Raw genomic sequence first — 24,970 nt, forward strand, 5'->3', positions numbered from 1 at the left:
GGCTCCGAGCTGCGCCCGTCGGGTAGAACGCGGCTGCCGGCATCCTCGCTTAACCGCCCGACAGGACCACGCCGCGACGTGGCGGTGGCGCAGGCCGGTCTGCATGACCTCAAGGCCGCAGCGCGGGCACACGGAGCGACGGTCAATGATGTAATCCTGACCGCGGTTGCAGCATCCCTTTACCGGTTGCTGCAGGCACGTGGCGAAACCCATGAACGGTTCGTGATCTCCGTGCCCTTTTCAGCCCGGCGGCATGCTGACGCCGGCGAGCTGGGAAACCGGAGCGGAGTAATTCCGGTCGCCGTTGCGGCCGTCGGTGACGACGCCGCCCGCCTCAGGTCGCTGGCCGCAGCAACCGCGGCAGCCAAGCAAAAACCCCCGGGCGCGTCAACGGCACTGCTCGGCCCCTTGTTCCGCTTGCTCGTGCGCGTAAGGGTGTACCGGAGGTTCATCGACCACCAACGCTTGGTACACACCTTCGTCACCAACGTCCGCGGTCCGGAACGTCCCCTGGCGCTTTTCGGCTGGCCGGTCACCGGAATGATTCCCTTGGGCGCCATCACCGGAAATGTCACGGTTGCCTTCGCCGTCCTTTCCTATGCGGGCACCTTGGTGGTTTCACTCATCGCCGATCCGGAAACCTGTCCCGACCTGCGGGAGCTGCGGGACGTGCTGGAGGACGAGCTGGAAACGATGACGAGGCAGTTGGCGACGCCAGAAGGGCCGGCCCCGGCAGGCTAATGGAGCGCGGGTCTTGGACGCAGTATGAATCCCTGTGATGCGTAATCGAGACAATCTCAATGAGGTGTTCAGACTCGCGCAGCAGATGTTGTGAAAGTTTCGCACCGTCCCCAGCTACCGGGATCGTCGAACACGTACACAGTTCTGCTCAGCACTGGTCCAGGCCTCGGCTGCGGCCTGGCCAGAGACCTTAGCTACCGGACCTCGATGACCGCCATCATCCCGCTGTCCTCGTGGTCGAGGATGTGGCAGTGGAAGACGGACCTCCCCACAAAGTCATCGAAGGCAACCCTGACTCTCACCCGCTCGTTTGCCGGTACGTTCACCACGTCGCGCCAATCAGGGTCATCCAGCACCTGCCTTGGGCTGTCCACCACCTGCATCGGCCAGACGTGGAGGTGGATAGGATGGTCCATCGGGCTTGAGTTCACCAGCGTCCATTCCTCGACCGTGCCCGCCTCTGCCCTGACATCCGTTCGGTCCGGGTTGAATTCGCTGCCGTTGATGGCGAAGCCGGTGCCGCCGGGCCCCCTGCCCATCATTCCGCCGAAGCCCGCCGAGAAGACCAGCTCGCGGTGGACCGCAGGGGTCGCCGAGCGGAGATCGCGTTGTGCCTGCCGGGCAGGCACCGGAGCAGGCGAAGGCGCCCCCGCTCCCGCCGCCTCCACTGTGGCCAGGGTATGCCCGCCGCCGTCGGACCCTCCCATCATGCCGCCCATATTCCCCGGGCCGCCTGCGCCCATCCGGTCGTAGGGCAATGCGCGCAGGCGGGACGTGCCCGCCGTAGTTACCACGAGCAGGTCCGCTCGGCCGCCCGGTGGCAGCAGCACTTCTTCGACGCTCGCAGGAACCGGCCGCCGTCCCGAATCCACGCCAAGCAGCTGCAGCCGTTGCCCGTCGAGCCTCAGGCGCAGGAACCGCGACACGCATGTGTTGACCACCCGCCACCGTTCGCGCTCCCCCGTGCGGATCTCCAGCCGCGGCCGCACCTGCCCGTTGAGCAGCACGACCTCGCCCATGCGCCCCATCATCCGTTCCATAGCGGTGGGGCGCCGGAGGCTTCCAGCGGAATCCAGCGAGACGTCGGAGACCACCAGCACGCGCTCCCGGCTGGCGGCAATCGGTTCCGGGTCTTCCACGATGATGGCACCGTAAAGACCGCCGGATACTTGGTCTGCCACGGTGCCGTGCAGGTGCGGGTGGTACCAGTACACTCCCGGCGGATGGCTGGCCGGCAGCTCGTACCCGTAGTCGAAGGAGCTGCCGGGCGTTATCCGGACAAAGGGATTGTCTCCCCGGCCCTCCGGCGAGACATGCAGCCCGTGTACGTGCAGGTTGGTAGCCTCGTCCAGGTCATTGCGTAGGGACAGGTTCAACCTGTCGCCTGCCCTCAGCCGCAGGGTCGGTCCCGGCAGCATCCCGTTGTAGCAGAGCATCGAAGCGTACCGGCCGTTGATGCGAACGCGTCCCCGTGCAGCCGTCAACTCCACGTCCAGGCTCCCCGCACTGCTCTTCAGCTCGCGCGGAGGAGCCAAAGCCTCACCTGCAGCACCTTCAAAGAAAGCCGTCCCACGCAGCAGCCCGGCTGTCCCGAGGGCCGTGGCCGCAAGTCCACCGGCTCCCCATAGGAGAATCCGGCGCCGGCTAACCGGTTCCACCGGGTTCGCCCCGCAAGACCTTCAGCAGCTCACGGTATTGCTCAGCCGTCAGATCCCCGCGGGCCAGCCGCTCTGCAAGAATCTGCTCCGCACTGCTCCCGGCCATCGGCGGCGGCCCCTGCAGTCTGCCGCCCGAAGCGATGCCTCCGCTCAAGATGCGCACCAGCAGGACTATCAGGATGACCACACCTGCCAGGGTCAGCAGGCCGCTGATCCACATCCAAGCCGCCATTCCCCAGCCACCATCCCACCACATCATGGTGGACGTTTCCCTTCTCTAAACTCATTCCAGTCCCGCCCGCGTGGCCTCATCCAGGGAGATCCACCAAGCTTTGGGGTGCTCCACTGCGAAGCGGCGGCCTGTGATCGTCGTCGGCACGATCCGCACAAAGTGGTCCTTGCGGCCGGGCTGCCAAGGAAAGAGGACCCTGGCCACGGAGTCCAGGAACTCCCCGGTAGGTTCGACTTCCGCCGCCTGTCCTTTCAACACCACGCTCCACGCGATGCCGCTGGCCGCATTCACCCCATCGGCTTCCAGGGCCAGCGGAGTATCTCCTGCAACTGCTGCGAGCTTGGTCCCGGACCCGGTCCTGAAGACCAGTGTGTCCCGGTCCACTGTGTAGTTGACCGGGAAGATGTCGGGATGGTCCTCCACCCAGACCGCCAGCCGTCCCAGCGACACGCCGCGCAGCAGCCGCCAGCATTCAAGCTCGTCCAGGATTTCCGTTTGGGGCGTCGCTCCTTGGTTCGGCATGCGGCCAATCCTAGTTGCGGACCGGCCGGACAAACAGGGGACAACAGCCCGAATGCTAGTCCAGGCTGGCCCAGTCCGGTGCCGCCGACGCGAGTGCCGGATCCCAAATCTGCGCTGGCCATTGGCCGTCCCATTTTGTCAGTGGCAGGGCCTACGGTTGAGATATGGAGGACTTCAAGCAGGAAATCCCGACGGCGTGGCAGGACTTACCGTCCCAGCCCGCCGGCGCTTTCTCCTTGCTTGAATACCAAATCCACAAGGCTCTATTCGAGCACCGTCTCCGGCTGTTGTATCCGGAAACCAATGACCGCATCCCCCGGGGCCTCCCATCGTTCCACCCGGACCTGATCCTGTCCGGGCTATGGAACAAGCCAATCGCTGGTCCGGAGCAGGTGGCCGTAGCTCCTGCCAACCCCGTCGAGGACCCAAACGCCGGCAAGTCGGGCCCCGCTGGGACCAAAGAACTTGAACAACGGAATCTGCCCTCTTCAGCTGAGCCCAATGCCGATACGGAGGCAGTGGCATCCCCGTCCCGTGAGCTTGTCGTCATCCAGCCTCCCGCTGGTCAAACGCCTTCCCGTTCCGGCCAGCCCTCCTCCGCTGGTGGCATCGGAGAACCTCCCTCTACCAGGGGCACCCCCGGGACGTCGCCATCTTCTCAGGACGTTGCGGCCATCGAGGAGGACGCGGATCCTGCGGACTGGCGGGATGTATGGGAGGAAGTCCGGCCAGCGGCACTGGCAGCCCTTCTCTCCGCTGTCGATGTCTGTTCCCTATCGGACGCTGACACCTTGGACTATCTGGCCGCGGCAGGAAGGCTCACTGCCTGGGGCCAGTCGCTGAAAGTCAAAGGCCTGGCACGTTTCGCCCATCATCGTAAGGACGACGGAACCGGCCTCACCGGCCCAAACGGGTACTCCCGCTTCACCGCCGGCGAAATCGCCGCGCACATCCGTCAATCGAAGGGCAGTCTGGACAAGGAGCTGTCAGACGCCGTCCTGCTCTGGAACTGGCTGCCCAAGACCATGGCCGCGATGGAAGCGGGCATTATCGACCTGCCACGGGCCACGGCGATTGCGCAGGGCGCATATGGCCTGCCCGACGACGTCCTGGCCGCGTACGAAGAGAAGGTGCTCCCCGGCGCCGAGAACATCCTGAGGGAATCACTGCAGGCCAGGATCCGACGGGCCCGCGAAAAGCTGCATCCCGAAAGCATCACGGTCCGGCACGAGCGCCAGATGGAGGGACGGGGCGTCTCGTTCTTCCCGCAAGACGACGGCATGGCCGAACTCTACGTTCGCACCAGCGCCGACACCGCCCTGCTGATCTATAACGTGCTCCAGGCTCACGCGAAGAACCTGAAGACCGCCGACGAAACCCGCACCTTGGCCCAGCTTCGCGCCGACGTTCTCGCCGATCTGCTCCTCGACACCCCGGAACACGCCTACCAGTCAGGTCGCACCACCCTCGCTGACGGCACCGGCGGAGACGAGGTCTGCGGATCGTGCGGCCGTGGACCCGGCCCGATCACTGTCGGCGGCAACATCACCGCCTCCGTTGCCGTGACCATCCCCTTGGCTACCGCAGCCGGAATCAGCATCGAACCAGGGTATCTCGCCGGATACGGGCCGATCCCGCCGGAGACCGCCCGTAATCTCGCGGCCCTGGCAAAGTCCTGGCTACCGGTGCTCATCGATGAACGCGGTGAGGCTGTGGCCATCGCGAAAGAAATGCGGCATCCGCCCGAATGGCTCAAACGGATGATCCGGCTCCGCGATGAAACCTGCCGCGGGCCAGGCTGCATCATCAATTCCAGGCACTGCGAGATCGACCACACCGTCGCTTGGGCCGACGGCGGCAAAACCGAACTCATTAACCTTGCGCCGTACTGCAAACCGGACCACATTTCAAAACACGAGGGCGGCTGGCACACCACGCAGGAAGAAAACGGTGTCCTCCGCCATCAGGGCAAGAGCGGCCACACCTACACGAGCTACCCGGACGGCACGTGGATCCGCCACGGCGTCCAACCACCGCCAGAGCCGCCACCCGACCCATTCGCGGAGCCGACACCGCCGCCGTTCTGATCCCGCATTCCCCAGGTCTCAGGTCCCAGGTCCCAGGTCCCAGGTCCCAGGATACGGTCTGGCAGAGGCCAGTGCGCGTTGCGACAGCCCAGGGAATGGCAGCAGCTTGTCCGGAACGGCGATGCTCGGGGAACAGCAGGTACTAGTCCAGGCTGGCCCAATCCGGCGCGGCCGAGGCCGGACGGGCAGCTTCATACCAGGCGGTGGCGCGGAGGATGTGGTCGTCGGCGCCGACGCGGCCGGCGAGCTGCAGGCCGATGGGCCGCCCGTCAGCGGTGAAGCCGCAGTTCACGGTGGCTGCGGGCTGGCCGGACATGTTGTACGGGACGGTGAATGCGATGTGGGCCATGGTGCGGTCCGGGTCATCGACGGGCATTGGCTGCTCCGCGGGGAAGGCGGCCATTGGCGCCACAGGTGAGAGGACGACGTCGTAATTTGCCGTGGCCGCGATAGTCGCCTGCTGCATCCGATCAATGGAGTGGAAATTGCGGATGGTCTGGGCACCATCGAAGTCCGCGCCGCGGGAGCACCAGCGGGCGATGTAGGGCAGCACCTTCTCCTGCTCGGCCGGGGTCAGCGCCTGGTAGTCGGCCCAGGAGCGGGTGCGCCAGAAGTTGTCCAGCCCGTCCAGCATGTCCTGGTTGATCAAGGGGCCGATGCGTTCCACGGTGGCTCCGGCGTCGGCAAACACAGCGGCGGCGGCTTCCACGGCGGCAAGGACCTCGGGATCGGGATCGGCCCCGGCGCCGGCGTCGGTCTGCAGGGCGACCCTGAGCGAGGCGACATCGAGCCCGCGGCCGCCGTCGACGTTCCAGTCCATGGCGGGATATGGCCGGGCGGTGTAGTCGCGGATGTCGGGCTGGGCGAGGACGGTCATGAAGAGCGCGGCGTCGGCCACGGTCCGGCACATGGGACCGGCGGCGCGGCCGATGTACGGCACGTCCAGCGGAATCAGGCCGGCGCTGGGCTTGAGGGTGGCCAGGCCCTGCCACGTCCCGGGCAGCCGGATGGAACCGCCGATGTCGGTGCCGACGTGGAGCGGGCCGTAGCCGGCGGCAGCGGCCGAGCCCGCGCCGGAACTCGAGCCGCCGGTGGTCCAGGCGGGATTCCAGGCGCTGCGGGTGATGCCGTGCAGGCTGGAGACGCCGGAGGAGAGCATCCCCCAGTCGGGCATGACCGTGGAACCCACGATGACGCCGCCGGCCTCGAGGATCCGGTCCGTGGCAGGCGCGTTGACCTGCGGGATTTTCGGATGGGAGAGCGCGGTGCCGGACGGCATCGGCACCCCGGCCCGCGCGATGTTCTCCTTCACAGTCATTGGCACTCCGTCCAGCGGGCCGCGGGCGGTGCCGTCCATCCACCGCCGTTCGCTGGCCTTGGCGTCCTTCCGCACGGCCTCCGGCTCGAACTGGTACAGCGCGTTCAGCACCGGCTCGCGCGCCTCGATCCGTTCGATCACGGCGTCGGCCACATCCACGGGCGAGAGTTCCTTGGCGGCATAGGCCTCGCCGAGTTCCCGGGCGCTGAGGTTGTGCAGTGCGGTGGACTGAAGGGACATGGTGCAGGCCTTCCGGTGGAGCTGGAGCGGTGGAACAAGGGTGCAGTACCCCGACGCGGGGATCAAGGGCGGGCCGGCCGGCCTCGTTGCCGGGGCTGGTCGGGCAAGGCAGCCAGCCCGGGCGGGCCGTGCCCTCCTGGCCGTTAGCCGGACAAGGCGGCCTCCCGGGCGGCGAGTTCGGCGCGCAGCGACATGGACGAGTTGACCAGCGTGCGCGTGTAGTCGTGCCGCGGCGCCTCGTAGATCTGCTCGGTGCTGCCGCTTTCCACGATCTGCCCGCGGTTCATCACCACCACGTTGTCGCAGATGTAGCGGACCACGCCGAGGTCGTGCGACACGAAGACCAGGGTCAGCTGGTACTCGTCCACCAGGTCGGAGAGCAGGTTCAGCACCTGCGCGCGGACCGAGACGTCCAAGGCGCTGACCGGCTCGTCCGCCACCAGCACGCGCGGCTGGCAAATGAGCGCACGGGCAATCGAAATGCGCTGGCGCTGGCCGCCGGAGAACTGGTGCGGGAAGCGGTCGGCCGAATCGGCGGGGAGTCCAACGGCGGCGAGCATCTCCGCGACCAGCTTGCGTTGCCGTGCGCTGTCCACTTTCTGCCCCGGCGCCAGCAGCGGCTCGGCGATGATGTCCTGCACGCGCATCCGCGGATTCAGCGAGCCCATCGGGTCCTGGAAGACGATCTGCAGCTGCCGGCGCAGTTCGGCCAGCTCGTGCTCCTTCGCCCCCGCCACCTCGTTGCCGGCCACGCGCACGCTGCCCGACGTCGGCTGGTCCAGCCCGGCGAGGATCCGCAGCAGCGTGGACTTCCCCGAGCCGGACTCCCCCACCACGCCGAACCGCTGGCCGGCGGCGACGTCGAAGGAGATCCCGCGCAGCGCGGGCACCTCGGTCCGCTTCCCGAACAGCGATGTTCGCTGGCGCTGGTAGGTGCGGACCAGGTCCTTCACGCTGATCACCGGGGCGCCCGCGTCCAGGGTGGTGGTTGCAGGTGCGGTGGTTTCGGGACCAACGACGACGGCGCCCGCCGGCTCCGCGGGGCCTGTTGCCGGAGTGGTGGGTGCGGGAGCCTCAGTCTCGGTCGTCTTGGCCCCGGTACCGGGCGTGTGCACTGCGGCGGCGGGCACTTCGTCGACGAGGTGGTCCGGGGCAGGCGGGGTGTAGCCGCCGGCGGAGGCGACGGTGAAGAGCCGGCCGTCGGCGTCGGTCGCGTCGAGGTCGGAGGCGGCGAGCAGGCCCCGGGTGTAGGGGTGCTGCGGGCGGGAGAAGACGTCCACGGTGGTCCCTTCCTCCACAACCTGGCCGTTGTTCATCACGAGCACGCGGTCGCAGATGTTCGCGACGACGGACAGGTCGTGGGTGATGAAGAGCAGGCCGGTGCCGCGCTGCTGCACGGACTCGAGGATCAGGTCCAGCACCTGCCGCTGCACGGTGACGTCCAGCGCGGTGGTCGGTTCGTCGCAGAGCAGCAGCGCCGGGTCGTTCGCCAGCGCCATGGCCAGCATGACGCGCTGCCGCTGCCCGCCGGAGAGCTGGTGCGGGTAAGCTTTCGCAGCCTCGGCCGGGTCCGGCAGCTTCACCCCGGCCAGCAGCTCCACGGCTTTAGCCGACGCGGCCGCACGGGAGGAAGCGGTCCTGTGCTTGAGCATGATCTCGGCGACCTGCGGGCCGACCTTCATCAGCGGGTTGAGCGCCGTCAACGGTTCTTGGAAGACCATGGTCATGTCGTTGCCGCGGATCCGCCGCAGCTGCTGGTCCGGCGCGCCGACCAGGTCCAGATCGTGTCCTGCCAGCTTGATGGATCCGGTTGCGGTCACACCCTCCGGCAGCAGCCCCATGAGCGCCGTCGTCGTCATCGACTTGCCGGAGCCGGACTCGCCGATCAGCCCGATCCGCTCGCCGCGGCTCATCGTGAGGTTGAAGTCCGAAACGAGCGGCCGGTCCTGCGTGGAGACGGTGAGGGACTCGACGCGCAGCAGCGGCTCATCGGGGCCGCCGTGCACGGGGGCGGTGTCGCTCAGACGTGCCATGCTCAGCGGCCTCCGTTCAGTTTCGGGTCGAACTTGTCGCGCAGGCCGTCGCCGAGCAGGTTGAAGCCCAGCACCGCCACGGCAATCGCGAGGCCCGGCCAGACGGCGAGCATCGGGTAGGTGCCGAGGAACTGCTGCGATTCCTGCAGCATCCGGCCCCAGGACGGCACCGGCGGCGGGGTGCCGAGGCCCAGGAAGGACAGCGCGGCCTCGGCCAGCACGGCGATCGCGAACGAGACCGAGCACTGCACCACGACCATGCCGGCAATGTTGGGCAGCACATGCCGCCGCGCGATCCGGAACGCGCTCTGGCTGGAGGCCTTCGCCGCGAGGACGTACTCGGTGCTCATGACCTGCAGCGTGCCGCTGCGCGCGACTCGGGCGAAGCCCGGAATGGACCCGATCCCAATGGCGAGCATCGCCGTCGTCGTACTGGCCCCGAAGACCGCGCCGAACATGATGGCGACGAGCAGCGCGGGGAAGGCGAGCAGGATGTCCGCGGCGCGCATCGACACTTCCTCCACAGCCCCGCCGCGCATGCCGGCGAGGATGCCGAGCGGCGTGCCGACCAGCAACGCGATGCCCACGGCGACCAGCCCGACCAGCAGGGTGATGCGGGCGCCGTACAGGATGCCGGAGAACACGTCGCGCCCGTAGCGGTCCGTGCCCATCAGATGCGCGGCGCTGGAACCCTGCAGCCGGTCCGCCGGGAACGCCTGCTCCGGGTTGTACGGCGTCCAGATGAAGGACACGAGCGCGGCGAGCACCACCAGCAGCACCAGCGCGGCGCCCACCAGCAGGGTCGCCGGCGGCCTGCGGCGGGTGGAACGGACGACGGCGGCGGGCTGGGTAGTCATGACGCCTTCCGGATGCGCGGGTCAAGGACGGTGTAGAGCACGTCCACGACCAGGTTGATGATCAGCGTGATGGCCACCAGCACCATCACCACGGACTGGACGGTCAGCAGGTCGCGGTTGCCCACGGCGTCCAGCAGCATCGAGCCGAGCCCCGGGATCACGAAGACCCGCTCGATCACCACGGCGCCGATGATCAGCGCGGCCAGCTGCACGCTGGTGACGGTCAGCACCGGGATGGACGCATTGCGCAGGCCGTGCTTGAGCAGCGCCTCCATCTTGCCGAGGCCCTTGGCGCGGGCGGTGCGCAGGTAGTCCTCGCTCATCACTTCCATCACGGCGGAGCGGACGTAGCGGGTCAGGATGGCGCCCTGCACCGAGGCGAGCGCCAGCACCGGCAGCGCCACGCGGGAGAGGAAGTCGCCGAAGTCCTCGGCCGGCGCGGTCCAGCCGTTCGCCGGGAACCAGCCCAGCCCAACCGCGAAGACCACCACCAGCAGGATGCCGGCCAGGAAGTTCGGCACCGCCACACCGAGCTGGCTGGCCCCGCTGACCAGGATGCCGCCCGGGCTGCGGTGCTTGACCGCGGCAAGCGTGCCGAACGGAACGGCGATCAGCAGCGCCACGATCATCGCCAGCACCACCAGGATCAGGCTGACCTGCACCCGGTCCAGCACCAGCGGGCTGATGTCCTGCCGGGTCACGTAGGACGTGCCGAAATCGCCCATCGGCAGGCCCAGCGCCCAGTCGAAGTACTGCACGATCAGCGGCCGGTCCGTCCCGAATTCCGCACGGGTCTGCGCCAGCAGTTCCGGCGTTGCGTTCACGCCGAGGGCGATCTGCGCCGGATCGCCCGGGATGGCGCGCATGAACAGGAACACCAGCACGGTCGCGGCCACGTAGGTGACCGCGAACCGGGCCAGGTTGACCAGCAGCCGGATCGCCATGAGGCGGCTACTTCCAGCCGATGTTGGTCAGGTCCAGCGCCTCCGTTACGGAATTCGCCGGAATGCCGGTCACGTTGGCGTCCGCCACCACGATGTTCGGGAATATGAACAGCGTGTTGGCCGCGGCGTCGTCCACGATGGTCCGGACCACATCCTTCATCCCTTCCGCGTAGCCGGCCTCGTCCGCCGCATCAGCCTCCGCCGCGGCGTCCTTGATCTTCGAGTTGTCGTAGCCCAGGTAGTAGTCCGGGTTGTTGAACATGGCCAGCACGTCCCGGCTCTCCACCGCCAGCACCACGGACATCTGGTAGTCGTGCTTGGTGAAGACCTGGTCCAGCCACACCGCGGGGAACTCGGCGGATTCGATCTTCGCGTTGATGCCCACCTCGGCCAGCTGCGAGACCACGATCTCGGACACCGCCGTCGCGTACGGCCGGGTCGGCACGGTGAAAGTGATGTCGAGGTTCTCCGCGCCGGCCTCCTTCAGCAGCTCGCGCGCCTTGGCCGGATCGTACGGGTACACGTCGTTCAAGTCCTCGTAGTACGGGTCGGTCGGCGGCACCGGACCGCCCACCACCGTGCCGTAACCGTTCCACGCGGTGTCGACGACGGCCTGCCGGTCGATCGCGTGCATCACCGCCTGGCGCACCCGCACGTCGTCGAACGGGGCTTCCTGGTTGTTCATGGACAGCACGATCTCGCCGTTGGAAGTGCCCTCGAGCACCTGGTACTTGTCGTCCCCCTCGAAGGAGGACAGCAGCTCCGGCGCCTGCATGTTGTAGACGACGTCGACGTCGCCGGACTGCAGCGCGTTCGTGGTGGCCACGGCGTCGGCGAAGTAGCGCAGCGTGGCGGTTTCGACGCCGGGAGCCTCGCCCCAGTAGTCGTCGCGCGCGGCCAGCTCGATCGACTGCCCGCGGTTCCACGCCTCGATCGTGTACGGGCCGGTGCCGATCGCCGTGTTCGCCAGGTCCTCCACGCCGCTCGGATCGAACATTGCGCCCACCAGCGTGCCCATGTCGAACAGCCATGCGTTGGACGGCTGCTTCAGCACCACCTCGACCTCGGTGTCGCTGAGCACGTTGACCGAGTCCACCACGTCCATCTTGGACTTCAGGCTGGAGACCCACTCATCCGACTGCACGCGCTCAATGCTGAACTTCACGTCCTCGGCGGTGAACGGCTCGCCGTTGGAGAACGTCGCCCCCTCGCGCAGCTTGAAGGTGTACGTCTTCCGGTCCTCGCTGAGCTCCCACGACTCAGCCAGCAGCGGCTGGATGTTGCCTTCCTGGTCAATCTCCACCAGGCCCTCGTACACGTTGGACATCAGAGCCTGCGGAATCGCCGCGCCAGCCGTCGTCGTAAAGTCCAGGTTCACCGGTTCCCCGGTCAGCGCCACCGTGACGGAATCCTTCGCCGCCTCCCCGGAGGCGGTGGACCCGGCACCGGCATTGCATGCGGTCAGGGACAGGGCGCCGGCCAGCACCGCCGCGGCCAGGCTGAACTTCTTACTCGAACGACGCATGAGGGCCCCTTCATCGAACCTGAACTTCATCTCCATCGGTGTGATCCATCCAACACTATGGCAGGATAATCTTGCTAGCCAGTTACATGGTCTGACCAGTTGTGTAAAAAAATAACGACGACGGAAGGCAGGTTCATGGGCGACGTCACCTTCTCGCCGGCCGTACCCACGCTGACGTACCAGCGCGTGGTCGAGCAGATCGAGCATGCCATCCTGTCCGGCGAAATCCAGCCCGGCCAGCACCTGCCCAGCGAACGCGACCTCATGGTGCAGTTCTCCGTCAGCCGCCCCACCGTCCGCGAAGCCCTGCGCGTGCTGCAAAGCCAAGGCCTCATCGCCTCCAAACCCGGCGGCCGCGGCGGCCCGCAGGTCCTGCCGCTCTCCGGCGACGCGCTCAGCCGCTCCCTCAACAACCTCGCCAGGATCGCCTCGCTCTCACTCTCCGAACTCGTGCAGTTCCGCATTGTGCTGGAAAGTTCGGCCTGCCAGCTCGCCGCGGCCCTGCGCACGGAAGAACAACTCGAAAAGATGCGTGACGCCGTCGTACGCATGGAAGCCGAGGTGGCGCACGGCTCCGACAGCTTCAACCGCGCGGATCTGGACTTCCACTCCGCCATTTGGGAAGCCAGCCACAACGCCCTGCTGCGCATCTGCGGCGAAGCCGTCGCCGGCTCCATCCTCAACCTGATGGACGACCGCATGGAGCGCTCCCCCAACACCACCGGCGCCATGCAGGAAGCCGTCGAACGCGACCGCGCCATCCTGCACGCCATCGAAACCCGCGACACCGCAGCTGCCGGCAACACCGCCCGCACCGCCATCGCCGCCTACTTCGCCGACTACCTCGACGACGAAGGCACCCTCGGCCTGCAAGCCCTCACCGGCGACCGATCGGAGCATTGAGTCTGCGGAAACGGCGACTTGATGGCATACGTTCCAACCCGGACGCTACATTGGGAGCGGTAAGCACGCTTAGCAACCCGGGGGCAGCGACTGGGCGCAGGCCGCGCCCCCGGAGCGCGGAATCGAAGGAGCACCGACCATGGCAGAAGAACCCGAGACCCTCGGCAGCCCCACGCCCGAGTCAGCGGGCGGGATCCGGCGCGATCCCGAGGACTGGGTGACCGGCGACGAGCCCATGACCGACGCCCAGCGCAGCTACCTCGACACCTTGGCCCGTGAAGCCGGCGAAGAGCTGCCGGCCGACCTGACCAAAGCCCAGGCCTCTGAGCACATCGACCGGCTGCAGAAGCACAGCGGCCGGCTCTCCGGCGGCGAGTCCGCCGATGGCCAGGCGGACGCCGGAAGCTAGGGCTGCTGTCCCATCACCGCATCCGTTCCCGCCACCTCGCCTGATCAATTTCAGGAGATACCGCCAAACCTGCGGCGAAGGTCCAGCAGCAGCTTCATTCCCGCGGCGGTCGGCACCTTGCTGGAGCCAAGGCCTGTCTGGTCGTGGAAAATCGCGAGCGCACGCAGCTGGTACAGCAGGTGGTAATAGATGCTGCGGCCGTCCTCTGCGGTCAACGGTCCGCCGCCTGCCGGCCGTAGCCCGGCTCGGACCAGCTCACCGGCCACCGCGTCGCCGAGGATGCTGCGCGGCGGGACCCGGCCCTGCAGCATCCATCCGACCATGCTGCGCAGAGCGACCTGCAGTCCAATGTCGGGCTGGTGCACGAGGCGGCCGGCAACGAAGTCCCATAAGGCCGCATCGTCGTCGTACATTTTCCGCGCTGCCGGAGTAGGCAGCAGCCGGTCCTTGTGTTTGCGCAGCAGCTTCCATGCCTGCAACTGCTCGCGCAGGTTGGCGACGTCCGGCATGCCGGCTTCCCGGTTGCCCTGCCCCATCCACGGCTCATACCAGTTGAGGGTGTCCGCGATTTCCCGGACCAGCGCAGGCTTCAGGAATCCGGCTTTGGTCAGTTCCAAGCCGTCCTCGCGGGCGCGGTCCAGCAGCCAGCGAACGGGCCGCAGCACCACAGCACGCTCCTGTGGCGTTGGCGGCTCATCCGCCAGCAGCACGCGGAGGCGCTCGAGTGCCTCGTTGACGGCATTCAGGTCGAAGGCCGACGGATCGAACGTCCGCCCGAACTCCCCGGTCACGTGGGTGTACCACTGGTAGATTTCCCGATGCTGCGGGTGCTCCGGATCGGCCAGGATCCGGCACTTTTCCTGGTAGCCCCACATCCCGCCGGCGTCCTCCAGCGGACCGCGGTTCTCCCCGCCCAGGCAGCTGATCCGGCCCGCGGGCATGACGGCGTGCCCGGTCACCGTGACGGTGTGGATCCAACTGTCGCCGAGGTCGTACTCGTAGTCAAGGGTGCTGCCCTCGGCGGACAGCAAGTCCCCGATCGTCTTCCCCTCCACAGACTCCAGGCCCAGCTCGTCCGCCGACTCCTCATAGCCGGCGATCGGACGGCGCACCCCGCCGGCCCCGTCCGGATGGATCAGGTACAGGTGCCGGTTCTCCCAGCCGAAGGCCCGCTGGATCGCCTCGTGGAGGACGCTCAATGGCGCCGCCGTGGGGATCCGTAGGGCCCGCCAGATTTCCGGCTCGGACGCTTGAATCACGACGCGCAGGTCAAAGGCCTTCTCAGATGCGGGCATGCCGACATTCTTGCAGGCGGGGCTACGCTGGTCCCAAAACGGCCCGCTAACCGATCCGGAGGGAAGATGCTGAAGCTGCAGGAGATCGACATGGCCATGCTGATCACCGCCATGGAAAACCACGACTTCGACTTCAGCTGGTGGTTCGACCCGACTACCGGCCAGGTCGAGATGGTCGGCGGCGCCGTGGACGAGTCCCTCTCCGAGGAAGAGCTCGAAGAGCGCGGCGCCGTTCCGGTGGAAACGCGCGATTCCCGCCGCGGCTACCAGGACATGGCGGACTTCATCGAGACGGTGCAGGACGAACACGCCCGCACGGCCCTGCTGCACGCCATCGAACGCAGCCGCCCGTTCCGCCGCTTCAAGGACGCCCTGTATGAGTTCCCTCAGATCCAGGACAGCTGGCACGCCTTCCATGAGCGGCGCACGCGCCACTTCGCCATCCGGTGGCTCGAAGCCGAAGGCTTCATCAGCAGCGAAGAAGCGCAGCGCGAACTGGATGAACCGTAAAGTACGACGACGGCACTTTAGCCAGGTGCCGACGTCGTACCTTAGGTTGGGCCAGGGCCTTGGGCACGCCGGCGCAGGTCAGGCAACATACGCTAATTCACCGACCAGTAGACCCGGTCGGAGTCGTTGAAGGACAGCGTCGGCTCCACGAAGAGCTGGGCGTCCTGGACTGCTTCGGCCGGCACGTCCATGCAGACTTGGTAGTCGCCTTGTCCGCCGTTTTCCAGTGTCGGGACTTCCAAGGCCGGTTTCTCCAAAATGGCGGAGCAGGTGCTCGGGTCGTACTGCCGGGCATCGCTTCCCACCAAGTTCACTCCCAAGTCGATCCACGGGTCGCCTTCTTCTGCTCCCGTGTATTCGACCGATAGATCAACGAGTACATACTGGCCTTGGGGTGCCTCGTTGACCTCGCTCACGGCGAGGATGTCCTCCGTGGCATCCAGGTTCACGGCATTCACCGTTACGGTGTACTCATCTCCGACAGGAGCGGATTCGCCCAGCCCCAGCGCCGGAATCTCTGCCGCTTCGGACTGTTGCTCCTCCGTCAGTGGAACCACGCCATCCGAGCCCTCCTCGATGGCATCGCTGACGCTGTTGAGCACCGAAACGTAAATCAGCTGCGAAACGATGGCGCCGATGATCGCCAGTACGGACATGATCAGCGCAGCGATCGGCATGCCCTTCTTCTGCTTGCGCTTGGACGCGATGACCAGCGCAGCAATGGCCAGGCCGAGCCCCACCAGGCCCAGCACAATCGCCACATTGTTGATCACGGGAATGAGGCACAGCACGAGTGCCACGATCGAAACGACCAGCGCCACGATGGCCAAGCCCTTCTTTTGCTGCGGGGGCGGCTGGCCGGGCATAGGGTAGCCCGGAGGCTGCTGGTAATTGGCCTGCCGGCCCTGTTCCGGCTGGTTGTAAGCCGGCTGGCCCTGGGCTGCCGACCGCGGTGAGTTGCTTTCGGGTCCCATAATTTCCTCCGTTGTAGTGACCTCTTTGTCACCGAACCGCAGGCCAAGACAGCTGCGGACGGATTGTTAACAATCGTACTGAAAGTTGGTGAAACTTTTAGCCAACCGAGTGAATTTGTGCATGAACTGCAACAGCTGTTCCGGCCCGGTGCTCAATTGGCAGAAGTACGACGGCGGAGTGCCCCGCTTCTGCGCGCGGGGCACCGGCTCGTCAGCTGTTTACCAATCCCAAGCCTTCATGAGATTCACCCTTCCAAGGTGCTCAGGCCGGACCGTCCGGGACGGTCTCCGGCAAGTATTGAAGTGCGCAGCGGTGCGCGGGGGCAGCTCGACAGCAGGTCGGTGGATAGCTCGCGAGGAGAGAACTTATCCGCGCGCTGCTGGAGCGGATGCAGGAAGGTGTTGTGCCGGGTTGGATCCGGCCAGAGGGCAGCCGAGGATTAGTCAGGTGTGCAGCCAGGATCGAAAGCCGGGGCAGCAGGCAGGACGCTGCTGTCCGCAGTCCGGGTCAGCTTGCTGGCAAGTACGAGGTTCGGTCCGTCCGCGAGGAAGGCGTCGGCCGAGGCATTTCCGCCGGAACCGCCGCCGCTGCCGCCTGCCGAGCCGCCGCTGGCTGCAGGGATGGCGGGGCTGCCCAGAGGGCTGTCGGCAGGCGCAGGGACTGGAGCTGTCCGGGCCAGCTCAGCGCCACCCTCGGCGGTGGTGAGTGCAGGCGCTGCCACGCCGGGAAGTTCGAGCAGGCTCAAGAGTCCAGGGGACGGTTCGCCCGATGACAGGACCCCTTGCGACGACGCGTCGTTTCCGTCCAGCCTGGTTTCAGCGGCAGAGGCCGGCTGCGTGGGCACGCCAGGCGAGTCCGTACCAGGAGCTGCGGTTCCGGGAGCAGGTTCGCTGACGTGTGCCGAAGGAACCTGCGGCTGTTCAGAGGCTGGCTCGGAAGGTCCGCCGACTGGTACTGAGGGTGCGGGCGAGGCCGGCTTGGCGGTCTCGGGAGCTTCCACGCGCGGCGCGGTCACGGGCTCGAGCACTTCGCCAACCGGCACCTTGATGCCGACCGGTTCCGTCACGGCATCGACCGGCGCGGTCACGGTCTCGACGGCGTTGCCCACTTGTCCGGCGACGATTCCGGTGGCGGTTTCAACGGGCTTCTCCGGCAGGACGGCGGGCAACCCGAGTTCCTGGCCGGTGGCATCGACTTCCTGCACGACGGTATCCAGCCCGTTCACTACAACGGCAGCGTCCGTGGCAACGGCTTCGACCACCGGCGCCACGGCGTCGACGGTTTTTGCCACCGGAGCTTCGACGATAGAGCCGAGCCCGCGGACCGGGGCGACGTCAACTGGGGCGGTCCGGTCTACAGTTTCCGCCGTTTTGGCGGCTCCAGCGCCCGCGGCGGCTCCGGCGCTGGCCAGCGGCTCGGCGAGTGGCTGTGTCAGTTCGGCGGTGCTGTCCTCGAGGACTTGCACCACTGCGTCTGTCGGCAGCGAGCCGGGCGGTTCCGCGTCGGCGGCATTCGCCGTCGTCGTTGTTAAAAGGGTCCAGCCAAGGGCCCCGAGACCGGCGGCGATGCAGACGCGCGCGGTGACAGCCGCCGACTTGGCGATGCGCAATCCCACGGCTGTCCCCCTCCCCAGCAGCACCCATGAAAGTCCCACTCGGTGGAACGTGAAACCAATGGAAGCATGCTTCGCTTCGGCTGTAAAGAGTGAGACAGGCAGTCAGTGGACGCCGAGCGGTTTGGAACGCTGCCGGCCTACAGGGCCATGGCGACCAGGGCGATCAGCGGCGGTGTGCCCTGGGCCAGCGCGCCGCCGATCCCCTTTCCACGCGGCCTGCCCATCGCCATCCGGTCGGCAACCAGCAGCACAACGCCGGACAGCAGCATGAACAGGCAGGTGTAGACGACCAGTGCCCGGCCGACCTCGACCTGGCCCACGATCCACAGGACTACACCGGCGATGGTCCCGCAGGCCAGGAAGAGGTTATAGAACCCGACGCCGAAGGCCCACAGGCGGATCGCCGGCACATCCTCGGCGGCGACGGAGAACATGCCGGCATGCACACCCGGCCGCTCGATGAGCAGCGCTTCCCACACGAAAACAACAATATGCAGTGCAGCCGCGAGCAACGCGAAGATCCACACGACCACGGTCATGGTGAAGCCTCCGCAGTGCGGCTCCCGTTGGCGCGCCGGACCGGCCGATCCATACCTCAACCCTAGGCAGCCGGACCCCGCCGGTCGATCCCGGAATATGGGGATCGGTGCCGGGAAACGGCCCTTCGCTTCTCTTCCCCGCCGGCGCTGGCTGTGGCAAGGTGTGGGGTGTCATTCCGGCAGAAGGAGCAGCGCATGGCACGGATCCTGATGGTCGTTTCGGCCGCGGACTCGCTGACGATGAAGGACGGGACGCAGCACCCCACGGGCTTCTGGGCGGAGGAGCTGGTCACCGCGCACCGGCTGCTCAGCGAGGCCGGCCATACCGTCAACATCGCGACGCCGAACGGGAAACGGCCGACGGTGGATGCCATCAGCCTCGACCCGGAGAACGCCGGCGGGCAGGCGAAGGCCGATGAGTTGGCGGCATACCTGAGGGAGATCGAGCCTGAGCTGTCCTCGCCGCTGGTGCTCTCCGAGGTGACTGCAGGGCATTACAACGCGATCGTGCTGCCCGGCGGGCACGGGCCGATGGCGGATCTGGCCTCGGACGCCGCGCTGGGCCGGCTGCTGGTGGAGGCGGACCGGGAGGAACTCATCATCGCACCGTTCTGCCATGGCCCGGCCGCCCTGCTGAGTGCCGTGGACGACGGCGGGGAGTTCGCTTTTGCGGGCAGGCACCTGACCGTCTTCACGGACGAGGAGGAGCTCGGCGGCGGCACCGGCGACAATACGCCTGGCTGGTGGAGTCCACACTGCGGGAGAACGGCGCGATCGTGCAGGCCGGGCCGGCGTGGCAGCCCAACGTGGTCCGGGACGGCAACCTGATCAGCGGGCAAAACCCGGCGTCCAGCGAGGCCGTCGCACGCGAGGTCCTCGCCGCGCTCGGTCCGGCGCCGGAGGCCGCGCAGGACGACGAGGCGGACCTCGACCTGGACGAGGACATCCAGTAGCCCGACCCAACAGAAGGAGCCAGCAATGCGGAAAGTCACTTCCGGCCTGTTCCACTCGGTCGACGGCGTGGTCGAATCGCCCGATCAGTGGCAGTTCGACAGTTTCGACGGAGAGCTCGGCCTCGGACTGGGCATGTTCATCAGCCGGACCGATACCGTCATCCTCGGCCGCACCACCTACGAGCAGTGGGCCGGCTACTGGCCCAACGCCGAGGACGACGACGACTTCGCCAGCTTCATCAATCCCGTGCAGAAGTTCGTCGCCTCGAACACCCTCAGCGGCGACCTCGAGTGGCAGAACTCGCAGCTCATCGAGGGCGGACTTGAGGACTTCATCCGCGAGCTCAAGCAGGGCGAGGGCGGCGACATTGCCGTCTGCGGCAGCATCTCGGTGGTCCGCCAGCTGCTCTTCGCCAACCTGCTCGACGAGCTGACGCTGATGCAGCATCCCGTGGTCGCGGGCAAGGGGAAGCACCTGTTCGAGCCCGGCGACCCGACCACGCGCCTCGTCCTACAGGACGCGCAGATCACCAGCAAGGGCAACGTGATCATGCAGTACGGCCTGCGGGGCGAGAACCTCAATTAGCGGCAGCAGGTCTCAACCAACGACGGCGGAAGGAGACTTCGCAGATGGGTTTCAGGAGCGCACTGTTCGCCTCGCGCTACGACGCGGCGACCCGATTCGCCGAGCGGACCGAGCTGGGCCGCCGCAGGGCTGCACTGCTCGCCGGGCTCAGCGGCGAGGTGATCGACGTCGGAGCCGGCACCGGCGCGAACCTGCCGCACTTCCCGCCGTCGTGCATGGTGACGGCGGTGGAACCCGACCCGCACATGCGCCGCCGGCTGGAAGCAAAGGTGGGCACCGCCGTCGCACCCGTCAAAATTGCGGACGGCTCCGCGGAAGCGCTGCCCGCCGAAGACGGAACCGTCGACGCCGTCGTCTTCACCCTCGTGCTCTGCACCGTTCCGGACCAGGCCGCCGCCCTCGCCGAGGCGCGCAGGGTGCTCAAGCCCGGCGGGCGGCTGCTCTTCCTCGAGCACGTCCGCGGCACCGGCCGGCACGCGAAGATGCAGGACCTCCTCCGGCCGCTCTGGTCCTTCGCAGCCCAGGGCTGCCAGATCAACCGGGACACCGTTGCCGCCCTCAAAGCCGCCGGCTTCACTGCCAGTATCGAGGACCAATTCACCATCGGCCCGGATTGGGTCCCCGCCAACCCGCTTCTCATGGGCACAGCCACGACGCCGGATTAGCCGCCGGCTGGCATTAGGCGCGCAGCAGCGCGTCCTTCTGCGCTTTCGACAAGTCGTTCCGGCCGCCGCAGTTCTGGCAGACGGTGTAGTAGCGGCGCCGGGTGGTGAAGACCGGGATGAAGAAGAGCGTGAACTTGCCGGCTTCTTCGATCAGCTGCTGCGGCCCGTGCACGCCGCAGAACGGGCAGGTCCCGAATTTTGTGGCCAGCTGGCGCGGCCGTCGGGTGAAGCCGAAGAGGATGAACACCGGCGCTCCTTTAGAACTGACGGGGAAAGGGTCCGGCCCGGCACCCCCCAAACAGCTTGGTTCGTGCCGGGCCGGAGTCTAAAAGGACCGATAAGTCAGAGGCCGAACTTGTCCCCGATGCCGCCGAGCTTGTCGCCCAACCCGCCAGGCAGCTTGCTGAGCAGCGCGTTGACGTCGATGCCCAGGTTCGACAGCAGGCCGGAGTCGCGCTCCGTGTCCACCTGGTCGGGCAGTTCCTTCTCCGCCTGGTCCGCCTTGCCGGTATCGCCGGTGGAACGCAGAAGGTCGAGGATCTGGTTCTTATCGATCTGCATAACGTGCTCCTTCGCCTCGGATTATCAGCACGCTTACCACTCTGGCCAGAACCGCGGCAGATGACAACCCCTTTGCCCAACTTCGCACCTCCGGCGAACCGCTCGGCATCGAACAAACGGCACGCACGGCGGCTGCGCTCAGGCCTTGGCAGTGACATGCTCACGCAGCGCCGGCATGACGGTTTCGCCGTAAACCCGCAGCGTCTCTTCCTTGTTGTCATGCTGCAGGTAACCGGCAAACTGGGTCGCGCCCAGTGCCTTGAGCTTTTCCAGCTTCTCGATGTGCTGCGCCGCGGTGCCGAGCACGCAGAAGCGGTCGACGATCTCGTCCGGCACAAACAACGTGTGGGTGTTGCCGGCCCGTCCGTGCTCGTTGTAGTCATAGTCCTCGCGGCCGGCGATGTAGTCGGTCAGGGCCTGCGGTACCGCGGAGCCGGTGCCGTACTTGGCCACGATGTCCGCAACGTGGTTGCCGACCATGCCGCCGAACCAACGGCACTGGTCCCGCATGTGCTCCAGATCCGAGCCGATGTACATGGGCGCGGCGACGCAGAACTTGATGGCCATCGGATCCCTGCCGGCGTTGGCTGCCGCCGTCCGCACCGTCTGGATCATCCATTCCGCAATGTCGACGTCGGCCAATTGCAGGATGAACCCGTCCCCCACTTCGCCGGCCAGCTTCAGCGCCATGGGACCGTACGCGGCCACCCACACCTCCAGCTGCGATCCTTTGCTCCAGGGGAACTGAAGGGTGGCGCCCTTGTAGTCGACCGGGCGGGAGTTGGCCAGTTCGCGGATCACGTGGATGGACTCGCGCAGGGTCTTCAGGGTGGTCGGCGCGCCGTTGATCACCCGCACTGCCGAGTCCCCGCGGCCGATGCCGCAGACCGTCCGGTTGCCGTACATCTCGTTCAGCGTGGCGAAGGTCGACGCCGTCACGGTCCAGTCCCGAGTGGCCGGGTTGGTGACCATTGGACCCACCTTGATGGTGCGCGTCTGGGCGAGGATCTGGCTGTGGATCACGTACGGCTCCTGCCAGAGCAGGTGCGAATCGAACGTCCAGACGTTGTCGAACCCGTGCTCTTCGGCCTTCTTTGCCAGCGCCACGGTGCGGGCGGCCGGCGGATCGCATTGAAGTACCACTCCGAATTCCACACTCGCTCCTAGATCAGGTACTGACTGGGATCACGCCTGAGGTACCGGCCGTGCGTCTTGCTGCCCAGGTACTGGTTGCCGTCGACGATGATGCGGCCGCGCGACAGGACCGTGTCCACGTGGCCGTCGATCTCGAAACCTTCCCACGCGGAATAGTCCATGTTCATGTGGTGCGTTTTCCCCAGCCCAATGGACGTGTGCCCGGAAGGATTGTAAATAACGACGTCGGCATCGGCGCCCGGGGTAATCACACCTTTCCTGCCGTACATCCCGAACATTCGTGCCGGCGTCGTACTGGTGATCTCAACCCAGCGCTCGAGCGTGATTTTGCCGGCCACCACGCCCTGGTACATCAGGTCCATCCGGTGTTCCACCCCGCCGATGCCGTTGGGGATCTTGGAGAAGTCCCCGACGCCCATGTCCTTCTGGCCCTTCATGCAGAACGGGCAGTGGTCGGTGGACACCATCTGGAGATCGTTGGTCCGCAGCGCCTGCCACAGCTGGTCCTGGTGCTGCTCCGCCCTGGCGCGCAGGGGCGTGGAGCAGACCCATTTGGCGCCCTCGAAGCCCGGCGCCTCGAGCTGCTCTTCGAGGGACAGATACAGGTACTGCGGACAGGTTTCGCCGAAGACGTTCTGGCCTGCGTGCCGCGCCGCAGCCAGCTGGGCGACGGCCTGCTTGGCGGAGACATGGACCACGTACAGCGGGGCGCCGGTGAGGTTGGCCAGCATGATGGCCCGGTGGGTGGCTTCCTCCTCCATCTGCCAGGCCCGCGCGACGCCGTGGTAGTAGGGATCGGTCTTGCCCTGGGCCAGCAGCTCGGCCACCATCGCGTCGATGGCCGGGCCGTTCTCGGCGTGCATCATGGTCATCAAACCGGTGTCCGCGCCGACGCGCATTGCCTTGTAGATCTGGGCGTCGTCGCTGTAGAACACGCCCGGATAGGCCATGAACATCTTGTAGCTGGAGATCCCCTCGCCCATGAGGCCTTCCATGGCCTTGAGGGAATCGTCGTTCACGTCGCCGATGATCTGGTGGAAGCCGTAGTCGATGGCACATTGGCCGTCCGCCTTGTCGTGCCAGGACTGCAGTGCGTCCATCACCCGCTCACCGTACTTTTGGATCGCGAAGTCCACGATCGTCGTCGTACCTCCCCAGGCGGCCGCCCGGGTTCCGGTTTCGAAGGTGTCGCTGGCCTCGGTGCCGCCGAAGGGCATCTGCATGTGCGTGTGGGCGTCGATCCCGCCGGGGATGACGTACTTGCCGCCGGCATCGAGCACCGTGTCCACCGAGGATTTCAGGTCGGTGCCCAGCAGGGTGGACCCCGGAGCCAGCACGGCGGCGATCTTTTCGCCGTCGATCAGCACGTCGGCCTCGGTGCGGCCGGCGGAGCCGACCACGGTGCCGCCGGTAATCAGGATGGTGGACATTACGGTGCCACAATCGGGCCGTAGGCGTCCGGGCGGCGGTCGCGGTAGAACTGCCAGCTGTTGCGCGCGGTGCGCACCAGGTCCATGTCGAGGTCGCGGATCAGCAGTTCCTCCTCGGTGCCGCTGCCCAGCTCGCCCACGTAGTTCCCCTGCGGGTCCGCGACGTAGGACGTGCCGTAGAAGTTCACCGCCTCGTCCCCGAACTCGTTGGACTCCGCGCCGACCCGGTTGGGCACCACCACGAAGTAGCCGTTGGCCGCCGCCGCGGTGGGCTGCTCCAGCTCCCACAGGCGGTTGGACAGGCCCGGTTTGGATGCGTTCGGGTTGAAGACCAGCTGCGCGCCGTTGAGGCCGAGCACCCGCCAGCTTTCGGGGAAGTGGCGGTCATAGCAGATGTTCAGGCCGACCTTGCCCACCGCAGTGTCGAAAACCGGCCAGCCGAGGTTCCCGGGCCGGAAGTAGAACTTCTCCCAGAACTTCTCCACATGCGGCAGGTGGTTCTTGCGGTACTTGCCCAGGTAGCTTCCGTCCGCGTCGATCACGGCGGCGGTGTTGTAGTAGATGCCCGGCTGCTCCTCCTCATAGACCGGGAGGATGATGACCATGTGGTGTTCGGCGGCCAGCTTCGAGAAGCGTTCGGTCAGCGGGCCCGGCACCAGCTGCGCGAATCCGTAGTACCTGCTGTCCTGGACGATGCCGAAGTACGGCCCGTGGAAGAGCTCCTGGAAGCAGATCACCTGGGCGCCCTCGGCCGCGGCCTTGCGGACAAAGTCTTCGTGCTTGCGGACCATGGACTCCTCGTCCCCGGTCCAGGTGGTCTGCGTGAGTGCTGCCCTTACGATTGCCATCGACTGCCTCCGATATCCGGACCGCATCCCCACGACGCGGCCTTCGATATGTGCCTGAAACACTAGCCCCACGATGCTTGGAAAACCATGGTTCTGCGGCTCGGATCTCCCGCGATTGCTGTTGGCGCGCCTATACTCGGTCGCAGACCCGCCGGTTGCGTATGACCGGCCTTCCGCGGCCTGGATTTCGGCCGCAGGTCACCGGCCGCTGCCGGTTCCTTGCTGAGCGCCCGGCGTAGTTCAGGCATCCTTGCGCCGGCTGACGATCCGAGGTTCCATGCGCACTCCTGCCGTCCTCTTCCGGGCGTTGCCCCTCATGTCCGCCGCCTCCCTGCTGCTCGCCGGGTGCGGCGGCCCGCCCCCGGCCGG

The 24,970-nt window shown here is 66.8% G+C and carries 24 protein-coding genes and 1 pseudogene; 8 read left to right on the plus strand and 17 right to left on the minus strand.

Annotation, left to right across the window (positions count from 1 at the left end; genetic code table 11):
* Positions 1–741 (plus strand): WS/DGAT domain-containing protein (locus D477_RS05950; protein WP_043845885.1); only part of this gene is annotated, 741 nt, incomplete at its 5' end.
* Between the two features lie 194 nt (positions 742–935).
* Here the strand turns inward: D477_RS05950 and D477_RS05955 are convergent.
* The 3 genes from D477_RS05955 to D477_RS05965 all read right to left on the minus strand — a co-directional run bounded on the left by D477_RS05955 (position 936) and on the right by D477_RS05965 (position 3,153).
* Positions 936–2,231: a multicopper oxidase family protein gene (locus tag D477_RS05955; RefSeq protein WP_337587551.1), complete on the minus strand. Its 1,296-nt coding sequence runs from the start codon at positions 2,229–2,231 to the stop codon at positions 936–938.
* A 154-nt stretch (positions 2,232–2,385) separates the two neighbouring features.
* Entirely contained in the window at positions 2,386–2,631 is a 246-nt protein-coding gene (locus D477_RS05960) for an SHOCT domain-containing protein (protein ID WP_237740715.1), read from the minus strand.
* A gap of 51 nt (positions 2,632–2,682) precedes the next feature.
* A complete protein-coding gene (locus D477_RS05965; protein ID WP_005268003.1) occupies positions 2,683–3,153 on the minus strand; it encodes a pyridoxamine 5'-phosphate oxidase family protein in 471 nt (156 codons plus the stop codon).
* A gap of 791 nt (positions 3,154–3,944) precedes the next feature.
* On the opposite strand from D477_RS05965, the gene D477_RS05970 reads away from it, so the two are divergent.
* On the plus strand, positions 3,945–5,240 hold the full coding sequence (locus tag D477_RS05970; RefSeq protein WP_005268004.1) for an HNH endonuclease signature motif containing protein: 1,296 nt from the start codon (positions 3,945–3,947) through the stop codon (positions 5,238–5,240).
* Positions 5,241–5,382: 142 nt separating this feature from the next.
* Here the strand turns inward: D477_RS05970 and D477_RS05975 are convergent, their stop codons facing one another.
* The 5 genes from D477_RS05975 to D477_RS05995 form a co-directional block, all read right to left on the minus strand.
* Positions 5,383–6,798: an amidase gene (locus tag D477_RS05975; protein ID WP_005268006.1), complete on the minus strand. Its 1,416-nt coding sequence runs from the start codon at positions 6,796–6,798 to the stop codon at positions 5,383–5,385.
* 143 nt (positions 6,799–6,941) lie between these two features.
* A complete protein-coding gene (locus D477_RS05980; protein WP_005268007.1) occupies positions 6,942–8,831 on the minus strand; it encodes a dipeptide ABC transporter ATP-binding protein in 1,890 nt (629 codons plus the stop codon).
* Positions 8,832–8,833: 2 nt separating this feature from the next.
* On the minus strand, positions 8,834–9,688 hold the full coding sequence (locus D477_RS05985; protein WP_005268009.1) for an ABC transporter permease: 855 nt from the start codon (positions 9,686–9,688) through the stop codon (positions 8,834–8,836).
* Positions 9,685–10,632, minus strand: coding sequence for an ABC transporter permease (locus D477_RS05990; RefSeq protein WP_005268010.1), 948 nt, complete (start codon positions 10,630–10,632; stop codon positions 9,685–9,687). The genes D477_RS05985 and D477_RS05990 overlap by 4 nt, the downstream gene beginning before the upstream one ends.
* Positions 10,633–10,639: 7 nt before the next feature.
* Positions 10,640–12,157, minus strand: coding sequence for an ABC transporter substrate-binding protein (locus D477_RS05995; RefSeq protein ID WP_043845895.1), 1,518 nt, complete (start codon positions 12,155–12,157; stop codon positions 10,640–10,642).
* 135 nt (positions 12,158–12,292) lie between these two features.
* On the opposite strand from D477_RS05995, the gene D477_RS06000 reads away from it, so the two are divergent.
* Entirely contained in the window at positions 12,293–13,060 is a 768-nt protein-coding gene (locus D477_RS06000) for a FadR/GntR family transcriptional regulator (protein WP_005268014.1), read from the plus strand.
* Positions 13,061–13,199: 139 nt separating this feature from the next.
* A complete protein-coding gene (locus D477_RS06005; RefSeq protein WP_005268015.1) occupies positions 13,200–13,469 on the plus strand; it encodes a DUF3072 domain-containing protein in 270 nt (89 codons plus the stop codon).
* A 50-nt stretch (positions 13,470–13,519) separates the two neighbouring features.
* On the opposite strand, the gene D477_RS06010 is transcribed toward D477_RS06005, so the two are convergent.
* A complete protein-coding gene (locus D477_RS06010) occupies positions 13,520–14,764 on the minus strand; it encodes a plasmid pRiA4b ORF-3 family protein (RefSeq protein WP_005268017.1) in 1,245 nt (414 codons plus the stop codon).
* A 66-nt stretch (positions 14,765–14,830) separates the two neighbouring features.
* On the opposite strand from D477_RS06010, the gene D477_RS21070 reads away from it, so the two are divergent.
* Positions 14,831–15,274, plus strand: a complete 444-nt coding sequence (locus tag D477_RS21070; RefSeq protein ID WP_005268018.1) for a UPF0158 family protein — start codon at positions 14,831–14,833, stop codon at positions 15,272–15,274.
* A gap of 92 nt (positions 15,275–15,366) precedes the next feature.
* On the opposite strand, the gene D477_RS21075 is transcribed toward D477_RS21070, so the two are convergent.
* From D477_RS21075 to D477_RS06030, 3 genes are all read right to left on the minus strand, one after another.
* Positions 15,367–16,248, minus strand: coding sequence for a DUF4190 domain-containing protein (locus D477_RS21075; protein ID WP_005268020.1), 882 nt, complete (start codon positions 16,246–16,248; stop codon positions 15,367–15,369).
* A gap of 440 nt (positions 16,249–16,688) precedes the next feature.
* On the minus strand, positions 16,689–17,864 hold the full coding sequence (locus D477_RS06025) for a hypothetical protein (RefSeq protein WP_005268022.1): 1,176 nt from the start codon (positions 17,862–17,864) through the stop codon (positions 16,689–16,691).
* Between the two features lie 137 nt (positions 17,865–18,001).
* The gene (locus tag D477_RS06030; protein WP_005268024.1) at positions 18,002–18,403 is read right to left on the minus strand and encodes a DUF1304 domain-containing protein; all 402 of its coding nucleotides are present in this window, start codon (positions 18,401–18,403) and stop codon (positions 18,002–18,004) included.
* A gap of 195 nt (positions 18,404–18,598) precedes the next feature.
* On the opposite strand from D477_RS06030, the pseudogene D477_RS06035 reads away from it, so the two are divergent.
* The 3 genes and pseudogenes from D477_RS06035 to D477_RS06045 all read left to right on the plus strand — a co-directional run.
* Positions 18,599–19,290 (plus strand): annotated as a pseudogene (locus tag D477_RS06035) (type 1 glutamine amidotransferase domain-containing protein); the annotation flags it as partial.
* A 91-nt stretch (positions 19,291–19,381) separates the two neighbouring features.
* Positions 19,382–19,942: a dihydrofolate reductase family protein gene (locus tag D477_RS06040; RefSeq protein WP_005268029.1), complete on the plus strand. Its 561-nt coding sequence runs from the start codon at positions 19,382–19,384 to the stop codon at positions 19,940–19,942.
* A gap of 44 nt (positions 19,943–19,986) precedes the next feature.
* Positions 19,987–20,607 (plus strand): class I SAM-dependent methyltransferase, encoded by a 621-nt coding sequence (locus tag D477_RS06045; protein WP_005268035.1) that lies wholly within the window; start codon positions 19,987–19,989, stop codon positions 20,605–20,607.
* Between the two features lie 13 nt (positions 20,608–20,620).
* Here D477_RS06045 and D477_RS06050 read toward each other — a convergent pair whose 3' ends face one another.
* The 5 genes from D477_RS06050 to D477_RS06070 all read right to left on the minus strand — a co-directional run bounded on the left by D477_RS06050 (position 20,621) and on the right by D477_RS06070 (position 24,601).
* Entirely contained in the window at positions 20,621–20,854 is a 234-nt protein-coding gene (locus D477_RS06050) for a zinc-ribbon domain-containing protein (RefSeq protein ID WP_005268036.1), read from the minus strand.
* 95 nt (positions 20,855–20,949) lie between these two features.
* The gene (locus tag D477_RS06055) at positions 20,950–21,168 is read right to left on the minus strand and encodes a hypothetical protein (protein WP_005268038.1); all 219 of its coding nucleotides are present in this window, start codon (positions 21,166–21,168) and stop codon (positions 20,950–20,952) included.
* Positions 21,169–21,306: 138 nt separating this feature from the next.
* The gene (locus D477_RS06060; protein WP_005268040.1) at positions 21,307–22,323 is read right to left on the minus strand and encodes a TIGR03842 family LLM class F420-dependent oxidoreductase; all 1,017 of its coding nucleotides are present in this window, start codon (positions 22,321–22,323) and stop codon (positions 21,307–21,309) included.
* Positions 22,324–22,331: 8 nt separating this feature from the next.
* Positions 22,332–23,753 carry a dihydropyrimidinase gene (gene hydA / locus D477_RS06065; RefSeq protein ID WP_005268042.1) on the minus strand — a complete coding sequence of 474 codons (1,422 nt, stop codon included), beginning with the start codon at positions 23,751–23,753 and terminating at the stop codon, positions 22,332–22,334.
* Positions 23,753–24,601: a nitrilase-related carbon-nitrogen hydrolase gene (locus tag D477_RS06070; protein ID WP_005268043.1), complete on the minus strand. Its 849-nt coding sequence runs from the start codon at positions 24,599–24,601 to the stop codon at positions 23,753–23,755. Before D477_RS06070 ends, hydA begins: the two co-directional genes overlap by 1 nt.
* Between the last annotated feature and the right edge of the window lie 369 nt (positions 24,602–24,970).

The organism is Arthrobacter crystallopoietes BAB-32 (genome assembly GCF_000328305.2).
In the GTDB taxonomy this organism is placed as follows: Bacteria; Actinomycetota; Actinomycetes; order Actinomycetales; family Micrococcaceae; genus Crystallibacter; species Crystallibacter crystallopoietes_A.

What these genes read in the sequence shown, in the direction of transcription:
- D477_RS05960 (WP_237740715.1), bottom strand. Translation starts at nt 2,631, where the DNA reads ATGGCGGCTTGGATGTGGATCAGCGGCCTGCTGACCCTGGCAGGTGTG.
- D477_RS05965 (WP_005268003.1), bottom strand. Translation starts at nt 3,153, where the DNA reads ATGCCGAACCAAGGAGCGACGCCCCAAACGGAAATCCTGGACGAGCTT.
- D477_RS05975 (WP_005268006.1), bottom strand. Translation starts at nt 6,798, where the DNA reads ATGTCCCTTCAGTCCACCGCACTGCACAACCTCAGCGCCCGGGAACTC.
- D477_RS05980 (WP_005268007.1), bottom strand. Translation starts at nt 8,831, where the DNA reads ATGGCACGTCTGAGCGACACCGCCCCCGTGCACGGCGGCCCCGATGAG.
- D477_RS05985 (WP_005268009.1), bottom strand. Translation starts at nt 9,688, where the DNA reads ATGACTACCCAGCCCGCCGCCGTCGTCCGTTCCACCCGCCGCAGGCCG.
- D477_RS05990 (WP_005268010.1), bottom strand. Translation starts at nt 10,632, where the DNA reads ATGGCGATCCGGCTGCTGGTCAACCTGGCCCGGTTCGCGGTCACCTAC.
- D477_RS05995 (WP_043845895.1), bottom strand. Translation starts at nt 12,157, where the DNA reads ATGCGTCGTTCGAGTAAGAAGTTCAGCCTGGCCGCGGCGGTGCTGGCC.
- D477_RS06000 (WP_005268014.1), top strand. Translation starts at nt 12,293, where the DNA reads ATGGGCGACGTCACCTTCTCGCCGGCCGTACCCACGCTGACGTACCAG.
- D477_RS06005 (WP_005268015.1), top strand. Translation starts at nt 13,200, where the DNA reads ATGGCAGAAGAACCCGAGACCCTCGGCAGCCCCACGCCCGAGTCAGCG.
- D477_RS06010 (WP_005268017.1), bottom strand. Translation starts at nt 14,764, where the DNA reads ATGCCCGCATCTGAGAAGGCCTTTGACCTGCGCGTCGTGATTCAAGCG.
- D477_RS21070 (WP_005268018.1), top strand. Translation starts at nt 14,831, where the DNA reads ATGCTGAAGCTGCAGGAGATCGACATGGCCATGCTGATCACCGCCATG.
- D477_RS21075 (WP_005268020.1), bottom strand. Translation starts at nt 16,248, where the DNA reads ATGGGACCCGAAAGCAACTCACCGCGGTCGGCAGCCCAGGGCCAGCCG.
- D477_RS06030 (WP_005268024.1), bottom strand. Translation starts at nt 18,403, where the DNA reads ATGACCGTGGTCGTGTGGATCTTCGCGTTGCTCGCGGCTGCACTGCAT.
- D477_RS06040 (WP_005268029.1), top strand. Translation starts at nt 19,382, where the DNA reads ATGCGGAAAGTCACTTCCGGCCTGTTCCACTCGGTCGACGGCGTGGTC.
- D477_RS06045 (WP_005268035.1), top strand. Translation starts at nt 19,987, where the DNA reads ATGGGTTTCAGGAGCGCACTGTTCGCCTCGCGCTACGACGCGGCGACC.
- D477_RS06055 (WP_005268038.1), bottom strand. Translation starts at nt 21,168, where the DNA reads ATGCAGATCGATAAGAACCAGATCCTCGACCTTCTGCGTTCCACCGGC.
- hydA (WP_005268042.1), bottom strand. Translation starts at nt 23,753, where the DNA reads ATGTCCACCATCCTGATTACCGGCGGCACCGTGGTCGGCTCCGCCGGC.
- D477_RS06070 (WP_005268043.1), bottom strand. Translation starts at nt 24,601, where the DNA reads ATGGCAATCGTAAGGGCAGCACTCACGCAGACCACCTGGACCGGGGAC.